Origin of the sequence: Saccharospirillum sp. (assembly GCF_040881935.1) — a bacterium.
In the GTDB taxonomy this organism is placed as follows: domain Bacteria; phylum Pseudomonadota; class Gammaproteobacteria; order Pseudomonadales; family Natronospirillaceae; genus Saccharospirillum.
Map to the genome: position 1 here is coordinate 1 of NZ_JBBECH010000082.1, position 16,989 is coordinate 16,989.

Below are 16,989 nucleotides of genomic sequence, written 5' to 3' on the forward strand. Positions count from 1 at the left end.
GTGGAGCGGTAGTTCAGTTGGTTAGAATACCGGCCTGTCACGCCGGGGGTCGCGAGTTCGAGTCTCGTCCGTTCCGCCATTACTTGTTTCGAGAAGTGTATTTTTAAAATGCCGGGAGGCTTTGTATCCAGTTTTATTTGGGTGTGTAGCTTTTATGCCCGAAGGGTGCAGCTGGGTCACGAAGTGACTTGGACTAACCTGATTGAGTGGTGGGCCGGGAGGCATTGTATCCGGTTTTATCTGGGTGTGTAGCTCAGCTGGGAGAGCATCGCCCTTACAAGGCGAGGGTCAGCGGTTCGATCCCGTTCACACCCACCAATACCGTGGAGCGGTAGTTCAGTTGGTTAGAATACCGGCCTGTCACGCCGGGGGTCGCGGGTTCGAGTCCCGTCCGTTCCGCCATTTCCTTACCAGGAAAGCATTGTTTTTATAGCCGGGAGGCTTTGTATCCATGTTTATCTGGGTGTGTAGCTTTTAGGCCCGAAGGGTGCAGCTGGGGCACGAAGTGCCATAGGCTCACCAACTAATGTTGTGGCCGGGAGGCATTGTATCCGGTTTTATCTGGGTGTGTAGCTCAGCTGGGAGAGCATCGCCCTTACAAGGCGAGGGTCAGCGGTTCGATCCCGTTCACACCCACCAATACCGTGGAGCGGTAGTTCAGTTGGTTAGAATACCGGCCTGTCACGCCGGGGGTCGCGAGTTCGAGTCTCGTCCGTTCCGCCATTAAATTCCAAAGGTAAGACTCTGGTCTCTAGCTGGAGCACTGCCCGGTCGCGTCTCGTCTGTTCCTCTATTTATTTCCCCCATTTTAAGCTAAGACTCTGGTTGCGAGCTGCAATGCCAGCCCTGTCACATCACGTCCATTCCGCCTATCTTCGTTAATAATTCTAGTGTCTTTTTGCGCTTTCAGTTCGGCACTGCCTCTGCTGGATCAATCCTGCTTGACTCATCGTAATGGCTATGGTGCTATAACTCGATTAAAACGATCGTTTGAAACGGATGATAGGTTTCGCCATGACTCAGACATACCCCGCGCTGTTCACGCCTTTGGATGTAGGCCCGTTTACGCTCAAAAATCGGTTCCTGATGGGATCGATGCACACCGGTTTGGAAGAGGCGAAGCAGGGCTTTGAACGCATGGCGGCGTTTTATGCCGAGCGCGCCCGTGGTGGTGTGGCACTGATTGTAACCGGTGGCATCGCGCCCAACGATGAAGGGGTAACCTACCCGGGCGCGGCCAAGCTGACCAGTGAAGATGAAGTAGCATCGCACCGACAGATTACCCGTGCCGTGCAGGAGGAGGGCGGCCGCATTTGTCTGCAAATTCTGCACACCGGTCGTTATGCCTATGTTCCGACTAACGTATCTGCCTCACCTTTGCAGGCCCCAATCAATCCGTTCAAACCGCGTGAGCTGACACCTGAAGACATTGAACAAACCATTGCTGACTTCGCCCGTTGTGCCCGCCTGGCGCAGCAGGCTGGCTACGATGGAGTCGAGGTCATGGGGTCTGAGGGTTACCTGATCAATCAGTTTACTGCGCCGCGCACCAATCATCGTGACGATGAGTGGGGTGGCGATATAGAGCACCGAATCACCCTGGCTGAACGCATCGTCCAGACTGTGCGGGACGAATGCGGTGACGATTTCCTGATAATTTACCGGCTGTCGATGATCGATCTGGTTGAAGACGGCAACACCTGGGATGAGATTGTTCTCCAGGCCAAACGACTGCAAGCGGTGGGTGTTAACCTGCTCAACACCGGCATCGGCTGGCATGAAGCCCGGGTGCCCACCATTGTAACCTCTGTACCACGGGCCGCCTTCGCACGGGTGACGCAGCGCATTCGCGAAGAAGTTAGCATTCCCGTAGTAGCCTGCAACCGAATTAATACGCCTGACGTTGCCGAGACCATCGTTGCCTCTGGCCAGGCCGATATGGTCTCCATGGCTCGTCCGTTTCTGGCAGACTCGGAGTTTGTTAACAAGGCAGAGCAGGGTGATGCCGAGGCGATCAACACCTGTATTGCCTGTAACCAGGCCTGTCTTGATCATATTTTTGAGATGAAACTGACCTCCTGCCTGGTAAATCCACGAGCCTGTCGTGAGACCGAGTTGAATTACCGGCCGGTCACCCAGGTTCGTCGGGTTGCCGTTGTCGGCGCGGGCCCGGGTGGTCTGGCGACGGCGACGGTCGCTGCACAAAGGGGCCATCAAGTCACCCTGTTTGATGAACATGACGACATCGGCGGGCAGTTTAACCTTGCGAAACGGATTCCCGGAAAAGAAGAGTTCTATGAAACCTTGCGCTATTTCCGGGTCCAGCTGGAGCGCAATCAGGTGGTACTTAAACTGGGTAAGCGGGTCACCGAGGCCGACCTGACTGATTTCGACGACGTCGTGATCGCCACCGGGATCGTACCGCGTACGCCGGACATTGCCGGTATCGATCACCCCATGGTGGTGTCCTATACCGATCTGGTCAGCGGGGCAGTAGCTCCAGGGAAGCGTGTTGCTGTGGTGGGCGCCGGTGGTATTGGTTTTGACGTCAGTGAGGTTTTGATACACGGCAGTCAGTCACCGAGCTTGAATATTGATGCGTTTGCTCGCGAATGGGGTGTTGATCTCACCGTGTCAGGTCGCGGCGGCCTGGTGGCTGCACAACCGGAGCCCAGCCCAAGAGAAGTCTGGTTGCTGCAGCGCAAAGCCAGCAAGATGGGCAAGAACCTGGGCAAGACAACAGGCTGGGTTCATCGGGCAACGCTGAAGGCAAAAGGGGTTCATTTTGTTACCGGTGTTGATTATCAGCGCATCGATGACGAAGGAATGCATCTTTTGGTTGATGGCGAATATCAGTGTTTGCCGGTGGATCAGGTGGTTATTTGTGCCGGTCAGGAGTCGCGTCTGGATCTGTTCGACGCACTCACACAGCGCGGCATCGAGGCTCATCGGGTCGGGGGCGCAATGCAGGCCGGTGAGCTCGACGCCAAGCGGGCTATCCGGCAAGGGTCGGAGCTGGCGGCTTCGCTTTAATATAATCCATATGGGCGTGAACCTTCTTCCAGTGTTTCACGTCTATCCCGGCTAACATACGCCTCCGAGAACCCCGTCGAATCGACATTTCTTCCACAACACCGGTCACACTCTAACGATTTGCCTTCTCCTGAGCCATCCATTTGACGATCAGGTCACACTTATAGTGACGGTCAGGGCGTAGACTTGTGCGCCTGGGGTCACTCTTTGAAATCAAGTATGCTTGGCAGGGTGCTACTCTGAGTCTCAGTGCAGGCCCGCCCGGGAGGCGGGGTCTTTTGATGGCGGCCGAACTAACATTCGAGCTGCGTTTGGATGGTGTGGGGTTGGATATTGGATAGAGGTAAGGTATGGCATATCGCAACAGCAAAGAACTGATCGAAGCGGTCTTTTTCTTTGGGCGCAAAGGCATCACCAAAGAAATGCGTTACACCGAGTTCGAGGCCGTGCTGGATGGTGTCGTCGGTATGACCGGTTTGTCGTCGCGCGAGGTTCAGGCTGCCTATCTTAAAATCACCCCAAATCTCGAAGTGCACAGCGTTGTTTTGTTTTTAATTGAATTCGATGATCGTGGTTTTGCCGACCAGGACTGGAATATTCCTCTGCGTCATCTGGCCGATACCGCAGGGTCAGGGCCAAACCTCGGCCAGGGTCCGATTCGTTTGGCTTGCAGAAGCCAGTGCTCGGTTTCCTGGCATCAGCGCGAGCTCTGGGAACCGAAGATTCGCGATGGCCTGAACCATTTTCAGCTGATTCACGAGTCGGTAAAGCGCAATAAACTCGGGATCATTACCGAAGAACAGCAGGCGCCGCCCACTGCCAGGGTGCCGGTTGACCCACCTACCATTAGCGAACAGGTGGACGATGTCGGCGACTTTGACAATCTGCCGATCATTTCCAATCAGGTGGAATCCCGGGCATTAACCGGTTACAGCGAAGCCGATCTGAAAGCGGAACTGGCCAAACAGGCCCGCGACTACCAGGAAAAGCTGGCTTTGCTGACGCGGCGCCAAAAACAGAGAATCCATGGTCTGGAAGAACAGCACAAGGAAGAGGTTGAACAGGTCAAGCGGGCCATGCGCAATGAAGCACAGACCTACCGCAATCGCATTCAGGAGCTGGAGCAGCAGACTAATCAGTCCAGCGTACTGGGCGATAAACTCCAGAGCAGTTTCCGTAAACTGGAACGGGATAATCTGGTGCTACAGGAGCAGTTCGACACCTTGAGAGAACGGCATGATGAGCTGAAAGTCGAACACCTGGCTGCGTTGCATTCACAGCAGTCTTCGACTGCAAATGAGCAAGGCAAGGTCGTCGCGCTGAAAGAATCACTGACTGAACAGAATTTCGAGATTGATGAACAGAAAGAGGCGCTGCGCAAGGCTGAAGCCAGAATTCAGGCGCTGACCGAACAGGTCAGTGAGTTCGAGCAAAGCGAAGACATCAACGACGATCTGCTCGACCGTCTGGATGGTCTGGATCTGGTCTTTGTAGCCTACCACCCAGGGGCGGGCCACATCAGCATGCCGTCCCGGCAACTGGCTGATTACCTGGAACGGCCTATGGAGTTTGCCGCTCAGAAGTGCGGTGTGACACTGGAGCAGTACAAGGCCTGGCTGATTCATTATGACAACCCGGAATGTAACGAATGCGGTGTGCCTGTGAAGCGGGTTGATCAACCCAGTGACTTCGGACCGGGCACCCATAACTTCTGTTCCCGCCATCGGGTGGTGTCCGGTAACGTGACGGCGTTGCGTAAATCCAGTTGAGCCAACTTTCCGACTCTGAAAACAGTACCTTGCTCGACGATAAACGTCTGCCAAAGGCCCCGGGCAATTGCAGGTCGACCGAATCCCCTGGTCGACTTCGCCGCAGGTGTTCAACATTCGTGGCGACCGTTTGCACACCGGTGGCCTACAGGGACGGCGCAGCTTGACAGTGCTGTGATACACTGCGCGTTTTTGGACAGCAGGTAACGGGCTCGATGGCTAAAATCAACTGGTTTCCGGGGCATATGAACAAGGCCCGGCGACAAATCAAAGAAATCATGCCCGCCATCGATGTGGTCATCGAAGTGTTGGACGCTCGCTTGCCAAAATCGAGCATGAACCCGGTGATCGCCAAGGCACGCGGTGATAAACCCGTGGTACGCCTGCTCAGCAAGGACGACCTGGCCGACCCGGACGTGACCGAGGCCTGGCGCCGCTACTACAGTGATGACGTCAACATGACCGTCCTGCCCATTGTAATGACCGATCGTCGTCAGCTCGCCCGAATTCCCGACCTGTGCCGCAAGCTGGCGCCTTACCGTGGCGGTATTGGCAAACCGGTGCGCGCGGTGGTGGTCGGCATTCCCAATGTCGGTAAATCGACCCTGATCAACGGCCTGGTAGGGCGTCGCATCGCCAAAGTCGGTGATGAACCAGCGGTAACCCGCCGTCAGCAGCGCATTCAGATCGCCGATGATTTCACCCTGATGGATACCCCGGGGATCATGTGGCCGTCACCGGACTCCGAGGTCGGCGGCTATCGTCTGGCAGCCTCCGGGGCGATTCGTGACACTGCGGTTGAATATGAAGACATCGCCCTGTTCGCGGTCGATTACCTGATGCAACGCTATCCCGAACGGCTGATCGAACGATACAAGTTAGAGAGCATCCCTGATGGTGCCATGGATTGCATGGAAGCCATCGCCCGCAAACGAGCCTGCATCAAAGGCCGCGAAGTCGACTGGCATAAAGTCAGCGAGATTATTCTGAAAGAAATGCGCAGTGGTGTGCTCGGACGCATCAGCCTGGAAGAGCCCGACCGGGAAGTGCCTTACCGTGAGCTGGATGTGGACCCGCACGCGATTTGAACCCTTTGGTTCATTCAGGTTTTGGTGTTCAGTTTCATTGTATTGCCTGGAGTGCGTGACAGGTACCGGGTTTGCCGCTCCGGGGTCGGCGTAAACCCGTCCATGGGGCCTAGACCGCATAATATGAATCCCATCCATGGGATTCACCCTTCGGGCTCGCTGCGCTCATGCTAAAACGCTCCTGGCGTTTTAGTCCCTGCTGCGGACTTCCCCGGATCGGCATACCCGACACCTGTCACTCAGTTTGGTAACGAACACCAAAACCTGAATGAACCAGTCAGTCTCTTGCGCCTAGGCCCATCATCGCCCGGATATGCTGCTCCGCTGAAGCAGCCAGGGCTTTGAGGTGATAGCCACCTTCCAACATTGATACGACACGGCCCGAGCAGAGCTGTTCGGCCTGGTCCATGATCACCCGGGTAATCCAGTAGTAATCTTCAGTCTGCCAGTTCAGCTGACCCATGGGGTCAAGCGTATGGGCATCGAACCCGGCTGAAATAAAGATCATCTCGGGTTTGTGAGCCAGGAGTGCGGGCTTCCAGCGTGACTCCCAGTCTTCTTTTACATCATCGATGGTGGCGAAGGCGACCTGAGGCGTCAGAATTATGTGTGGGTGTTCACTTTCCCAGTGGGTATTGGGGTAGAAGGGGTGTTGAAAGCTGCTGCACACCAGCACATCGGGTTCGTCGGCAAAGGCTTCGATGGTACCGTTGCACTGATGCACATCGAAATCGATAATGGCTACGCGCTTCAGACCGTGGTGCTGGCGCGCATGTTGCGCTGCGACAGCAATGTTATTGAAAAAGCAGAACCCCATGGTGGCGGCGGGTTCTGCATGGTGACCGGGTGGGCGCACGGCACAGAAGGCTCTCTGGTATCGCCCGGCCATGATGTCATCGACGGCCTGAATACCGGCACCGGCTGCGCGGTAGCTGGCTTCCCAGGTATAGGGGCCCATCAGTGTATCCGGGTCGGCCTGAATCAGACCGTGTGACGGGCTGATCCGGTCCAGTTGTTCGACGTAGATCGGGTGATGTACCCGCAGCACGGCCTCTTTGCTCGCCAGAGGGGCTTCCCGTTGGATTAACTGTTGGTTTAATCCACTCGCTTCCAGTTGATTGAGGATGGCGTCCAGGCGCTGGGGTGACTCGGGGTGGTCGTTTCCCATATCGTGCAGGTGGTAAACCGCGTGATGGAGTAAGGCTGTTGGAATCATCAGGCATCACCGTTGAAAGGCAAGGCAGTATACGACTACATTAGGCGAGGGGCCACCGTGTACCCCGCCCAAACCCCTTCTACTTTGGTGGTAGCATGCCTGACCTGAGCAATTTCTTTCAACCCAAAAGCATCGCCGTCATCGGGGCCTCGGAGCGGGAGGGCAGCATGGGCGCGGTGGTCATGCAGAATCTTCGCGAGAGTCAGTACCCACACCCGCTGTATGCGGTGAATACCAAGGGGTATGCCTCCGTTTTTGGTTATCCGGCGTTTCGTTATGTGCGCGAAATTCGCGACCCGGTCGATCTGGCGGTTATTTGCCTGCCTCCCGAATCGCTGATGAGAGTGTTGCGCCAGTTGGGCCGGGTTGGTATTCGGGCGGCTATCATTTTGACGGGTGGCTTGTCTCGTCGGCAGGCACTGGGAACGGCTCGTAACGACCGGATTCTGAGTTTGGCCCGCGAATTGAACATTCGCATTCTGGGCCCAAATTGTCTGGGCATTCTGGTGCCCGATGAACACCTCAATGCCAGCTTTGCCCACCTGAATGCGCTGCCGGGTCAGTCGGCTTATGTTGGGCATTCGTCGTCGCTGGGCTCAGCCTTGCTAGATTGGGCCGGAGCCCGGGGTATTGGCTTCTCCCATTTTTTGACGGTGGGGTCGAGTGCCGATCTGCGCATTTCCGACATCGTCGATCATTTGTCGACCGATCGTCGGGTCCGATCCATCCTGATTCATCTGGAACACATTCGCGATGCCAACCGGCTGTTGATTGCCCTGCGCGCCGCTGCCCGCTCCAAGAAGGTACTGGCGATCCGCACTCAGGCCCGGCGGAGCGTGCCTCCGGGTCTTGTAGACCGACGGCCGGTGGATGATGAGTATTTCAACCGCGCCGGTGTGCTGCAGGTAGATAGCGCCGATGGTTTGTTCAGCGGCCTGGAAGTGTTGTCCCGGGCGCGACCGCTGCACCGGGCGAACCTGGCCATTGTCAGTAATGGCCTGGGCACGGCAATGCTGGCCAGTCAGCAATTGCAGGCGCTGGGTGGCGAATTGGCCCACATTGAGGACCATAAAACCCGATTACCGACCCTTTGGTATGCTGAGGAGACCGGGTATAACCCGGCCATACTGCCACCGGAAGCGACCGGGCAGGCTTATCTGGATGTATTGAAAGTGCTTGAGCGGGATCCGGCGATCGGCGGCATTCTGGTCATTCACAGCCCGAATCGGCGCTCGGACAGTACGGAGGTGGCCCGGCACCTGCAGCCCTACATCAAACGCAGTCGGCGCATGTTTCTGACCTGTTTTATGGGCGGCGTCAGCATCGTCGAGGCGCGCAAGCAATTCGACAAATCCGGATTGCTGAATTTTGATTCACCGAACGATGCAGTAGAGGCCTTTTTTACCGTAGCCCGTCATGAACTGGCGCAGGAGCGACTGCGTGAAACGCCAAGCTCTACATCACTGGGGTTCACCCCGGATCGTCAACAGGGTCAGGATCTGTTCCGGCAGATTGATGACCAGAACCGGCGCTACTTTACCTGGGCTGAAGCGCGGGCGCTGATGCGGCTCTACGGTTTTACTCTGGTGGACAGCACCTTTGGTGTCGACTTCGACCAGGTGGTGCAACGCCTGACACCACGCTACTTTCCAGCCTCGCTGCGTTTGGTGCACGAAGCTTATTGCTACCCCTTCGCCTATAACGAAGCGCCTGCCGAACGCTGGCGCGGTGTACGTATTGAATTGGCCGATGAGGCGGCGTTACGTGAAGCGAGGCAGTTGCTGGCTGCCGAGAAAGCCGAGCAGTTTCCGAACAGCCGCACTCTGGGTTGGGGTGTACAGCCGATGCGGCGCAAAATAGATCATCTTCAATTCAGCCTGGGCATGACCCGCGATGATGATTACGGCCCGCTGATCGTATTCGGTGAGGGCGGTTCCCGGGCCGATATGCTGGCCGACCGGCAGGTGGCCTTACCCCCACTGAACAGTTCGCTGGCCCGGCAGATGATTATGCGCTCACACGGCTATCAGGTACTGGCCGAACGCAGTGAAGACCTGGAACAGGATGTGACCCAGTTAGTGCGGGCCCTCAAAGCGATGTCGCAGATGGTCATCGACTGGCCGCAACTGGCCGGGCTGGAAGCCAATGTTCTGTTGCAACCCGGTGAGGGTCTGCTGGTTATTGGCGTTGCCGCGTGCATCGGCGAGCCACAGCGCCCCGCGTTGAATCCCTACCCGAGTGAGCTGATTGAGACCGTTACCCTGGGCAACGATCAGTCTGTTACTCTGAGACCTATTCGCGGTGAGGATGAGCCCCAATTAAAAACCTTTTATGGCCGCTTTGATGCCGAATCGCTGCGCTTGCGTTTTTTTGGCAGCCGTTTGCACTTTGAGCATCGTGAACTGGCAACGCTGTGCCAGATCGATTACCGGCGTGAGATGGTGTTTGTGGCGTTATCGAAGCGAACCATAGTGGGTGAAATGCGGTTGTGGACCGACGTAAACACCAATGAAATGGAGTTTGCCATCATGGTCGAGTCTGCGTTTCAGGGAACAGGCCTGGGGAGTCGGCTAATGCAAAAAACGCTGGATTATGCCGCCGTACAGAAGGTGGCCAGGGTCGTTGCGGATGTTCTGCCCGAGAATACCCCCATGTTGATGCTCGGGCGCCGGTTCGGCTTTAAGGCTCACCATGAGCAGGACGGTACGGTCCGGTTGATATTAACTTTGAATACACCTGTTGCTCAGAGCTGATGCTTTGAGCTGTTCGGGTTAACGTAACAACAGAGGCAAATAAGTGCTATACGAACTGGGTCAGCACAGCATAGAACTGCCCGGCATAGCGCCGGCTCCGGCGCCTACCGATCGCCTGATGCTGTGGCTGGGTGATGAACTGGTGTTGAACGGCGACAGCCATATTCATCAGCGTCGGGAATGTCAGCTCGACTGGCATCAGGAAGAGTTTGTTGGCCTGCTTGACGGTCACGGCTACTACACAGCCCGATTACGGTCACACAGCCGTGTGAGTACACAAGCACTGCGTGACGTGGCGACCGTCAGTGAAACCGCCTTTATGCTGGCCGCCCGTGCCCGGGGGCTGCTCGACTGGCGACGCCAGCACCGGTTTTGTGGTCAATGTGGCCAGCCCACTCAGGCATTGGCCGGAGAGCCAGCCATGGTGTGTGAGCCCTGTCGATTGAGATTTTACCCGCGGGTGAGCCCCTGCATCATTGTGCTGATTACCCGGGGGTCAGACGTCTTGCTGGCACAGGGCGTGCGTAATCGATCTCGTGGCTGGTACAGCACACTGGCTGGCTTCATAGAAACCGGAGAGTCGGCTGAACAGGCGGTGCACCGCGAGGTACGGGAAGAGGTCGGTGTTGAGGTGACCAATCTGCGCTATCAGGGTAGCCAGACCTGGCCATTTCCGCATCAGTTGATGTTGGGTTACTGGGCGGATTACGCCGGTGGTGACATTCGGCTCCAGGAAAATGAAATTGCCGATGCTGGCTGGTTTTCACTGGAGGCATTGCCAACAGTACCCCCCGGTTTTTCAATCGCCGGGTGGCTGATTAATCGCTACCGCCAGGCCAGGCAGGCCGGTACGGTGTAGCCCTGCGACTGAGGTTGGGCGTAGTCCTAGTGCACTAGGTTTTGATGGCGCCGGTTCGCACCGCAAAGATGGAGTGAAAGGCATCACCCTGATGAAACAGAAAGTCACCTTTTTGCACCGGGCGCCCGGGCGCTGGTTTCAGCGTTCGACGTCGGGAACCCAGGTATTAACGGAGGTTTGTGCCATTGGGCTGAACTCGCCGCTGTCACTGACCGGTGCCAGTGGGATGCCGGTCGCCTGGAGTGAGACAAAATCGTGCAGCGAACGGTCGGCCAATTGCGAAGGTGCCACGTTCTGAATGGCCCGAAATATATTCTCCACGCGCCCCGGAAACTGCTTCTCCCAGCCCCGCAGCATCGCCTTGATGGCCTGGCGCTGCAGATTCTCCTGGGAACCGCAAAGATTGCAGGGGATGATTGGGAAATGCTTGAACGCCGCATAGCGTTCGATATCCGACTCCCGGCAATACGCCAGCGGACGAATCAGCACGTTGGTGGCACTGTCGCTTAGCAATTTGGGTGGCATCGCTTTAAGTTTGCCGCCGTGGAACATGTTCAGAAACAGGGTTTCCATGATGTCGTCACGGTGGTGGCCCATGGCGACCTTGGTGGCCCCGATCTGGTCGGCAAAGGCGTAGATGGTGCCGCGACGCAGACGCGAGCAGATACCGCAGGTTGTCTTACCTTCGGGTACCATCTCCTGCACGATGCTGTAGGTATCGCGCTCTAGAATGTGGAACGGTACGCCCTGCTGTTTCAGGTAGTTGGGCAGAATGTCCTCGGGGAAGCCCGGTTGCTTCTGGTCCAGGTTGACCGCGACCAGCTCGAAATGTACTGGAGCGCTGCGCTGCAGGCTGATCAGGATCTCAAGCATGGTGTAGGAGTCTTTTCCGCCCGAGAGGCACACCATGACCTTGTCACCTTCTTCAATCATATTGAAGTCGGCGATGGCGCGGCCGGTTTCCCGGCGCAGCCGTTTCTGCACCTTGTTGAACTCAGTTTTGGCCTTCTTCTCGGCGGTCACGGCCGGTGAGTCCGGAGCCTGATCCGTGTCGATGTCGGCGGCTGATGTCGAGTGTGTAGACGTGAGGGTCATGCCTGAATCCATACCTGTGTAGCTGTGGCGACAATGTGGGCGCGTGTTCTACCACCTACGCCTGCCTGGAACAAGCTTTGCGGTGAAAAAGGATCAAAAAACAGCCACTGTGATCATTTGCCCTCGTAGGCCAGTAGCGTAAAGGTGGGAATACCAGCTTCACCCAACACCTCGATACCGCCCATATCGGGCAGGTCTACCACGGCGGCCGCTTCGACCACGCCGGCGCCCTGGCTCTGAATCAGCGTTGAGGCGGCGAGTACCGAACCGCCGGTTGCAATCAGGTCGTCAAAAATCAGCACCCGGTCACCATCACCACAGCTGCTTTTTTGCATTTCCAGGCTACGTTCACCGTGAGGCAGGGAAAAGTACTCCCGGGCCACTGGCCCAGGCAGTTTACCGCCCTTGCGAATCAGAATAATGGGCAGGTTCAGCTGGTAGGCTATGATGCTGCCGAGGATAAACCCCCGGGCTTCCAGTGCGGCGACGTGGGTGATGCCTGCCTCAAGGTACCGCTCGACAAAGGCGTGGGCGCACAGATGCAGCGCACGGTTGTCATTGAACAGTGGGGTCAGGTCGCGAAAGGTGATACCGGCTTCGGGCCAGTCCGGGTAGCTCTTGATTCGGTTTTTCAGGGTAATCTGGTCAAAACGCATCGTCGATTCTCCGGGTCGGTTTGCAAACAGGCCGTCTGGCAACTCGTCAACAATGAGTTTAGCAGACTCCGCGCCGGGCCCTGACCAGCTCTGGCAAGGTGCGATGCAGCAAGGCATCAATGTCCGGGTGTCGGCTGTGGTCTGACAGGGCGCGCGGATAGCCTGGTGCCTGGCGATCGTCGCGCAGATGTTGCCAGGGTGTTGTGGAGGCAATGAACCGTTCTGCAAAGTCCGGGCTGATCGCCAGACATCCGTTCAGAATGACATCGAGATAAGTTTGCAGGATGGGGCGCTCGGGTATCGGATCATCCGCCTGGGTGCCTACATAGGCCCACAATGGCCGATGTGCCGGCAGGGGGGTATCGCCAAGATTCTCGACCTGGCTCCAATCGATGCGAATACGGTCGTAGCCCCGTTCACGCTGATCAAAACGAACCAGGTTGTCGTCATCAACGGCAAAAACGACCCCATTGCAACGGGCCTGGTCATCCTGGTGTGCGCCCAGTGCGGTGGCGCCGTAATCAGGCACCGGAACCGACCAGCGTCGTGCAATACCGCTGACGTCGACGGCATAGGCCTGGCTACTGACGCCGGTCCGGCTGCGGTTGTCGGCACAGATTAGACTGCCGTAGCCAAAGATGTACTGCATGGTGGTCCTCCCAGTAGCTCAGTTAGTGGCTCATAGAGATGGCCTGAAATGCAAGCCAGGCGGCAAAGGCCAGCAGGCTGCCGCCGAGCAGCCGACGTACCCAGGGCTTATTCAGGCCGCGTTGAAACGGTCTAGCCGCAGCACCCGTCAGCATCATGGCAGGCAGGGTGCCGAGTCCAAAGCAAAGCATCAGCCCGGCGCTGACCCAGGGGTTAGCTGCCGTCGCCGCAAAGCCCAGTGCCGAATAGACCAACCCGCAGGGCAGAAACCCCCAGACCAGTCCCAGCGGATAGGCCTGGCGAACCCGGGTGACCGGTAACCAGCGCCGGGCCAGGGGTTGCAGGCGTCGCCACAATGGCAGCGCCAGCTGTTCCACGCGGGTAATCCAGGCCGCTATGTTCAGGTAGTAAAGCGCTATCAGCACCAGCAGCGCGGCGGCAATTAACCGCAATACCGGAACGGAACTGACCGGCAGCCAGGACAGGCCTGCCCCGATCACAAATCCAAGACCGGTGTAGGTGGTAACGCGACCCAGGTTGTAGGCTGCCAGTACCGCGGTGCCTTTGCTGTTGACCCCGAATGCCACGGTCAGACCACCGCACATGCCCAGGCAGTGGCCCGCTGAGATAATACCGATTAACAGAGCGGACAGAGCATCGACCATCATGTATCGGAAAATTCCTGGTGGTTGGTGGTGCTTGCTTTGCTAGCCATGGCTTTCTCTTTGTTCACGTCGGAACGACGAGCCTTGTCAGGCACCATGTCGCTGTCATCATCAAACAAAATGCGGCGTGCCGGGCTGTCCAGGTCGTCATATTGACCGCTGTTGACCGTCCACCAAAACAGGCCACCACCCACCAGCAGTAGCAGCAGGCTCACCGGAATCAACAGCAATAGAATATCCATGATTGTGCTCCGTTAGAGGGGGTTTACCGGTCCGTTCAGGACAGCCGACGCAGGCGCAGGGCATTGCCCACAACCAGCAATGAACTCAGCGACATGCCAATGGCCGCTTGCCAGGGTGCCACCCAACCCAGGGCGGCCAGCGGCAAGGCAAGGCCATTGTACAGCAAGGCCCAGATCAGGTTCTGCCAGATGACCCTTCGGGTTTTACGGGCCGCTTGAATGGCGAGGGCCAGGGTCGACAGGTTTTCGTTCAGCAGCAGAGCGTCGGCGGCCTGTTTGGCAAGATCGGTCCCGGAGGCCATGGCGACCGACACCGGCGCACCCGCCAGTACCGGAGCATCGTTAATGCCGTCGCCAATTACCGCCACCCGGGCCCCCTGGCTGGTTTGCTGGTTAACCCATGCCAGTTTTTGCGCCGCGCTGAGTCCATAGTGAAATCGGCCTTGTTGGCTCAGGTACTGGAGTCTGGGGTCCAGCGCGCCGTTGGGGTCACCGGTCAGGATATGGCAGCGGACGCCGAGCGTTTCAAGGGCGTGTAATGCGGGTAGGGCGCTGCTGCGCAGATCGTCGTTGAGGGAAAAAGCGGCCAGAGGCACGCCGTTCAAGCTAAGCCAGACGTCACCGGGCTGCTTGACCGGGGGCGCTGAGGGTGATTCGCAGGCGAAGGCCCAATGGCCAAGACGCCACAGGCCAGACTCATCATGCCCAGACAGGCCTTCCGCAGGGTGACGCTGGTGATCGTGCAGTTCATGCGCCGGGGTGCCGGGCTGCCGGGCCTGCCTGAAAGCCCGGGCAATGGGGTGCTCACTGGTGCGTTCGAGTTCAACTGCAACGGCGATCAGGTCGGCTTCGGCGAACCCAAGACGTTCGGCTTCTGCCTCCAGGTGGACGCCGGTCAACATAAACCGGCCTTCGGTCAGGGTACCGGTTTTATCAAACGCCAGATCGGTTACCGAGCCCAACCGGTCCAGGGTGTGACCGCGGGTGATGATCAGCCCGCGTTGGCGCAGGCTGTTGGTCGCCTGCGCCAAGACCGTCGGCGTGGCAAGGCTCAGTGCACAGGGGCAGGTCACGACCAGGACGCTGATGACCACCCAGAACGCCCGGTCCGGCTCAACCCAGAGCCAGACCAGACCGATGATGACGGTAATCAGCAAGGTGGAGCCAGCAAAATGGTGGGCTCCCCGGTCAGCCAGTTCAGCCAGGCGGGGTTTTTCACTGGCAGCCCTTTCCAGTAATTGCATCAGGCTCGACGCTGAGCTGTCCTGGCCGGTGCGTTCAACCTCGATTTCGACCGCCTGGCTTTGATTCAGGGTGCCAGCAAGAACGGCATTTCCCGGCGCTTTGGCGCGAGGCGCAAACTCACCGGTCAGCCGGGATTCGTCAAATTCACTGCGACCGGTCAGGACGGTGCCGTCGACCGGGCACAACTCACCAGCCTGAATCAGGATGCGTTCTCCGGCCTGAATGTCGCGCAACGCCAGACGCTGCCATTGCCCGTCTCGCCAAACCTGGCAGGTGGCAGGCAGGTGGCTGGCCAACGCATTGCCGCTGGCGTAAACCGAGGTGCGAGCGCGAAATTCCAGAAAACGACCCAGCACCAGGAAGAACGTAAACATATTGACCGATTCAAAATATACCTCACCACCGCCGCTCAGGGTGGCCCACAGGCTGGCGATGAACGCCGAACCGATGGCCAGGGCCACCGACACGTCCATCGACAGATGCCGCGCCTTTAGACTGCGCCAGGCTGATGTAAAAAACGGGCCAGCCGCAATAACCACCACAGGAATGGTCAGCACCAAACTGGCCCAGCGGACCAGCAGTTCTGTGTTCCCGGTCATACTGCCGCTGTAAATGGCTACGGCGTTCATCATCGCCTGCATCATGCCAATGCCGGCAATGCCCAGGCGCAAGACATACTGGCGCTGGGATTTCTGACGCAGGCGCTCTTCCTGATCCGGGCGGTAGGGGTGGGCGCGATAACCCAGCCCAAATAAGGCCAGGAAGATACCACTCAGCGGTTGTCGTGCGGGATCCCAGGTTACCTGACAGCGATGATTGGTCTGGTTAAAGCGAGCCTGGGACACACCAGGAAGCTGCGCCAGGTGCTTTTCGATCAACCAACTGCAGGCTGAACAGCTGACGCCTTCGATCATCAGGGTCGCGGTAAGCTGGCCATCGTCCGGTCGGCTGACAAAATCCCCCTGGACATCCGGCCGGTCGTACAGCAGAAGCCTCTCGCGTTCGGTATCCGAGACCGGTGGTGCGGCCGGGGTCTGATTCGGATCGTGAAAGCGGTAATAGGCTTCCAGGCCGTTGTCGATAATGGTCTGGGCGGCGGCCAGGCACCCCACACAACAAAAATGTTGTGACTGGCCGGCGACGGGTAGGCAGTAGCGGTCATCGTGCACCGGCAAACCACAGTGGAAGCAATCGGGGTTCATCGCACCCTGGGTTGCAAGGTCTGGATGGTGCTATCGGGTAGCGTGATGCCGCCATGCAGCCGCCAGTTGGGTTCACTGTCCAAAGGCTGCAATAACAGTGAGCGCTCGCCTTCGATGGCCTCGGGCAATTGACCGGTGAAGCGTCCATCCGGTGTCCGGCTCAGTTCGACTTCTACATCGCGTTGCGCGTGGGCATCGAAGACAAATAGCAATGACAGCGCCTGCGGGGCAGACTCGAGGTTGCCATTCAGGCGCAGGCTAACGCGGTCGCCGATCATCTGCATCTGGGCCTCCAGCTGCAGTTCCATGGCCAGATCGTCCGCTTCAGTACTGACCACATAGCTGCGACCGTCTTTATACACATTGTCGGTCACTGACCCGTCGCTGGTTACCACCGAGATGTAAATCATCCAGATGCCGGCGGGCACGACGAACAGCATCGGGCTGAACACCAGCCAGGGCCAGAATTGCCGGTACCAGGGGGTTATCGTGGTTTGGTTCACACATGTTCTCCAAAA

Annotated in this window: 13 protein-coding genes and 5 tRNA genes; 10 read left to right on the top strand and 8 right to left on the bottom strand. The window is 57.8% G+C overall.

The window, feature by feature from the left end; genetic code table 11:
- The first annotated feature begins 2 nt into the window (after positions 1–2).
- The 8 genes from WEB54_RS15030 (at position 3) to ylqF (ending at position 5,890) form a co-directional block, all read left to right on the top strand.
- Positions 3–79, top strand: a tRNA-Asp gene (locus tag WEB54_RS15030).
- 163 nt (positions 80–242) lie between these two features.
- Positions 243–318, top strand: a tRNA-Val gene (locus WEB54_RS15035).
- Between the two features lie 7 nt (positions 319–325).
- A tRNA-Asp gene (locus WEB54_RS15040) sits at positions 326–402 on the top strand.
- A 161-nt stretch (positions 403–563) separates the two neighbouring features.
- Positions 564–639: transfer RNA gene (locus WEB54_RS15045), tRNA-Val, on the top strand.
- Positions 640–646: 7 nt separating this feature from the next.
- Positions 647–723 (top strand) — tRNA-Asp (locus WEB54_RS15050).
- A gap of 291 nt (positions 724–1,014) precedes the next feature.
- The gene (locus WEB54_RS15055) at positions 1,015–3,033 is read left to right on the top strand and encodes an FAD-dependent oxidoreductase (protein WP_368054499.1); all 2,019 of its coding nucleotides are present in this window, start codon (positions 1,015–1,017) and stop codon (positions 3,031–3,033) included.
- Between the two features lie 350 nt (positions 3,034–3,383).
- Entirely contained in the window at positions 3,384–4,802 is a 1,419-nt protein-coding gene (locus WEB54_RS15060) for a hypothetical protein (protein ID WP_368054497.1), read from the top strand.
- 215 nt (positions 4,803–5,017) lie between these two features.
- Positions 5,018–5,890: a ribosome biogenesis GTPase YlqF gene (gene ylqF / locus WEB54_RS15065; protein ID WP_368054495.1), complete on the top strand. Its 873-nt coding sequence runs from the start codon at positions 5,018–5,020 to the stop codon at positions 5,888–5,890.
- Positions 5,891–6,167: 277 nt separating this feature from the next.
- Here the strand turns inward: ylqF and WEB54_RS15070 are convergent, their stop codons facing one another.
- The gene (locus tag WEB54_RS15070; protein WP_368054859.1) at positions 6,168–7,106 is read right to left on the bottom strand and encodes a histone deacetylase family protein; all 939 of its coding nucleotides are present in this window, start codon (positions 7,104–7,106) and stop codon (positions 6,168–6,170) included.
- Positions 7,107–7,201: 95 nt separating this feature from the next.
- Here WEB54_RS15070 and WEB54_RS15075 point away from each other — a divergent pair, with 95 nt between their 5' ends.
- Together WEB54_RS15075 and nudC are read left to right on the top strand one after the other, a co-directional pair.
- Complete coding sequence (locus WEB54_RS15075) at positions 7,202–9,859, top strand: GNAT family N-acetyltransferase (protein ID WP_368056558.1); 2,658 nt, start codon at positions 7,202–7,204, stop codon at positions 9,857–9,859.
- 43 nt (positions 9,860–9,902) lie between these two features.
- The gene (nudC, locus tag WEB54_RS15080; RefSeq protein WP_368054863.1) at positions 9,903–10,718 is read left to right on the top strand and encodes an NAD(+) diphosphatase; all 816 of its coding nucleotides are present in this window, start codon (positions 9,903–9,905) and stop codon (positions 10,716–10,718) included.
- Positions 10,719–10,856: 138 nt separating this feature from the next.
- Here nudC and ttcA read toward each other — a convergent pair whose 3' ends face one another.
- The 7 genes from ttcA to WEB54_RS15115 form a co-directional block, all read right to left on the bottom strand.
- On the bottom strand, positions 10,857–11,813 hold the full coding sequence (ttcA, locus tag WEB54_RS15085) for a tRNA 2-thiocytidine(32) synthetase TtcA (protein ID WP_368056560.1): 957 nt from the start codon (positions 11,811–11,813) through the stop codon (positions 10,857–10,859).
- 113 nt (positions 11,814–11,926) lie between these two features.
- Positions 11,927–12,469, bottom strand: a complete 543-nt coding sequence (locus WEB54_RS15090) for an adenine phosphoribosyltransferase (RefSeq protein ID WP_368056562.1) — start codon at positions 12,467–12,469, stop codon at positions 11,927–11,929.
- Between the two features lie 58 nt (positions 12,470–12,527).
- The gene (locus WEB54_RS15095) at positions 12,528–13,118 is read right to left on the bottom strand and encodes a gamma-glutamylcyclotransferase family protein (protein ID WP_368056564.1); all 591 of its coding nucleotides are present in this window, start codon (positions 13,116–13,118) and stop codon (positions 12,528–12,530) included.
- Between the two features lie 22 nt (positions 13,119–13,140).
- Positions 13,141–13,785, bottom strand: a complete 645-nt coding sequence (locus WEB54_RS15100; protein ID WP_368054871.1) for a sulfite exporter TauE/SafE family protein — start codon at positions 13,783–13,785, stop codon at positions 13,141–13,143.
- The gene (ccoS, locus tag WEB54_RS15105; protein WP_368054873.1) at positions 13,782–14,024 is read right to left on the bottom strand and encodes a cbb3-type cytochrome oxidase assembly protein CcoS; all 243 of its coding nucleotides are present in this window, start codon (positions 14,022–14,024) and stop codon (positions 13,782–13,784) included. The genes WEB54_RS15100 and ccoS overlap by 4 nt, the downstream gene beginning before the upstream one ends.
- A 35-nt stretch (positions 14,025–14,059) precedes the next feature.
- On the bottom strand, positions 14,060–16,471 hold the full coding sequence (locus WEB54_RS15110; protein WP_368054875.1) for a heavy metal translocating P-type ATPase: 2,412 nt from the start codon (positions 16,469–16,471) through the stop codon (positions 14,060–14,062).
- Positions 16,468–16,974 carry a FixH family protein gene (locus WEB54_RS15115; RefSeq protein WP_368054877.1) on the bottom strand — a complete coding sequence of 169 codons (507 nt, stop codon included), beginning with the start codon at positions 16,972–16,974 and terminating at the stop codon, positions 16,468–16,470. The genes WEB54_RS15110 and WEB54_RS15115 overlap by 4 nt, the downstream gene beginning before the upstream one ends.
- Positions 16,975–16,989 lie beyond the last annotated feature (15 nt).

Excerpts from the sequence above, each read along its gene's own strand:
- WEB54_RS15090 (WP_368056562.1), bottom strand. The coding sequence starts at position 12,469 with ATGCGTTTTGACCAGATTACCCTGAAAAACCGAATCAAGAGCTACCCG.
- WEB54_RS15095 (WP_368056564.1), bottom strand. The coding sequence starts at position 13,118 with ATGCAGTACATCTTTGGCTACGGCAGTCTAATCTGTGCCGACAACCGC.
- WEB54_RS15060 (WP_368054497.1), top strand. The coding sequence starts at position 3,384 with ATGGCATATCGCAACAGCAAAGAACTGATCGAAGCGGTCTTTTTCTTT.
- WEB54_RS15070 (WP_368054859.1), bottom strand. The coding sequence starts at position 7,106 with ATGATTCCAACAGCCTTACTCCATCACGCGGTTTACCACCTGCACGAT.
- ttcA (WP_368056560.1), bottom strand. The coding sequence starts at position 11,813 with ATGACCCTCACGTCTACACACTCGACATCAGCCGCCGACATCGACACG.
- WEB54_RS15075 (WP_368056558.1), top strand. The coding sequence starts at position 7,202 with ATGCCTGACCTGAGCAATTTCTTTCAACCCAAAAGCATCGCCGTCATC.
- WEB54_RS15055 (WP_368054499.1), top strand. The coding sequence starts at position 1,015 with ATGACTCAGACATACCCCGCGCTGTTCACGCCTTTGGATGTAGGCCCG.
- ylqF (WP_368054495.1), top strand. The coding sequence starts at position 5,018 with ATGGCTAAAATCAACTGGTTTCCGGGGCATATGAACAAGGCCCGGCGA.
- WEB54_RS15110 (WP_368054875.1), bottom strand. The coding sequence starts at position 16,471 with ATGAACCCCGATTGCTTCCACTGTGGTTTGCCGGTGCACGATGACCGC.
- ccoS (WP_368054873.1), bottom strand. The coding sequence starts at position 14,024 with ATGGATATTCTATTGCTGTTGATTCCGGTGAGCCTGCTGCTACTGCTG.
- WEB54_RS15100 (WP_368054871.1), bottom strand. The coding sequence starts at position 13,785 with ATGATGGTCGATGCTCTGTCCGCTCTGTTAATCGGTATTATCTCAGCG.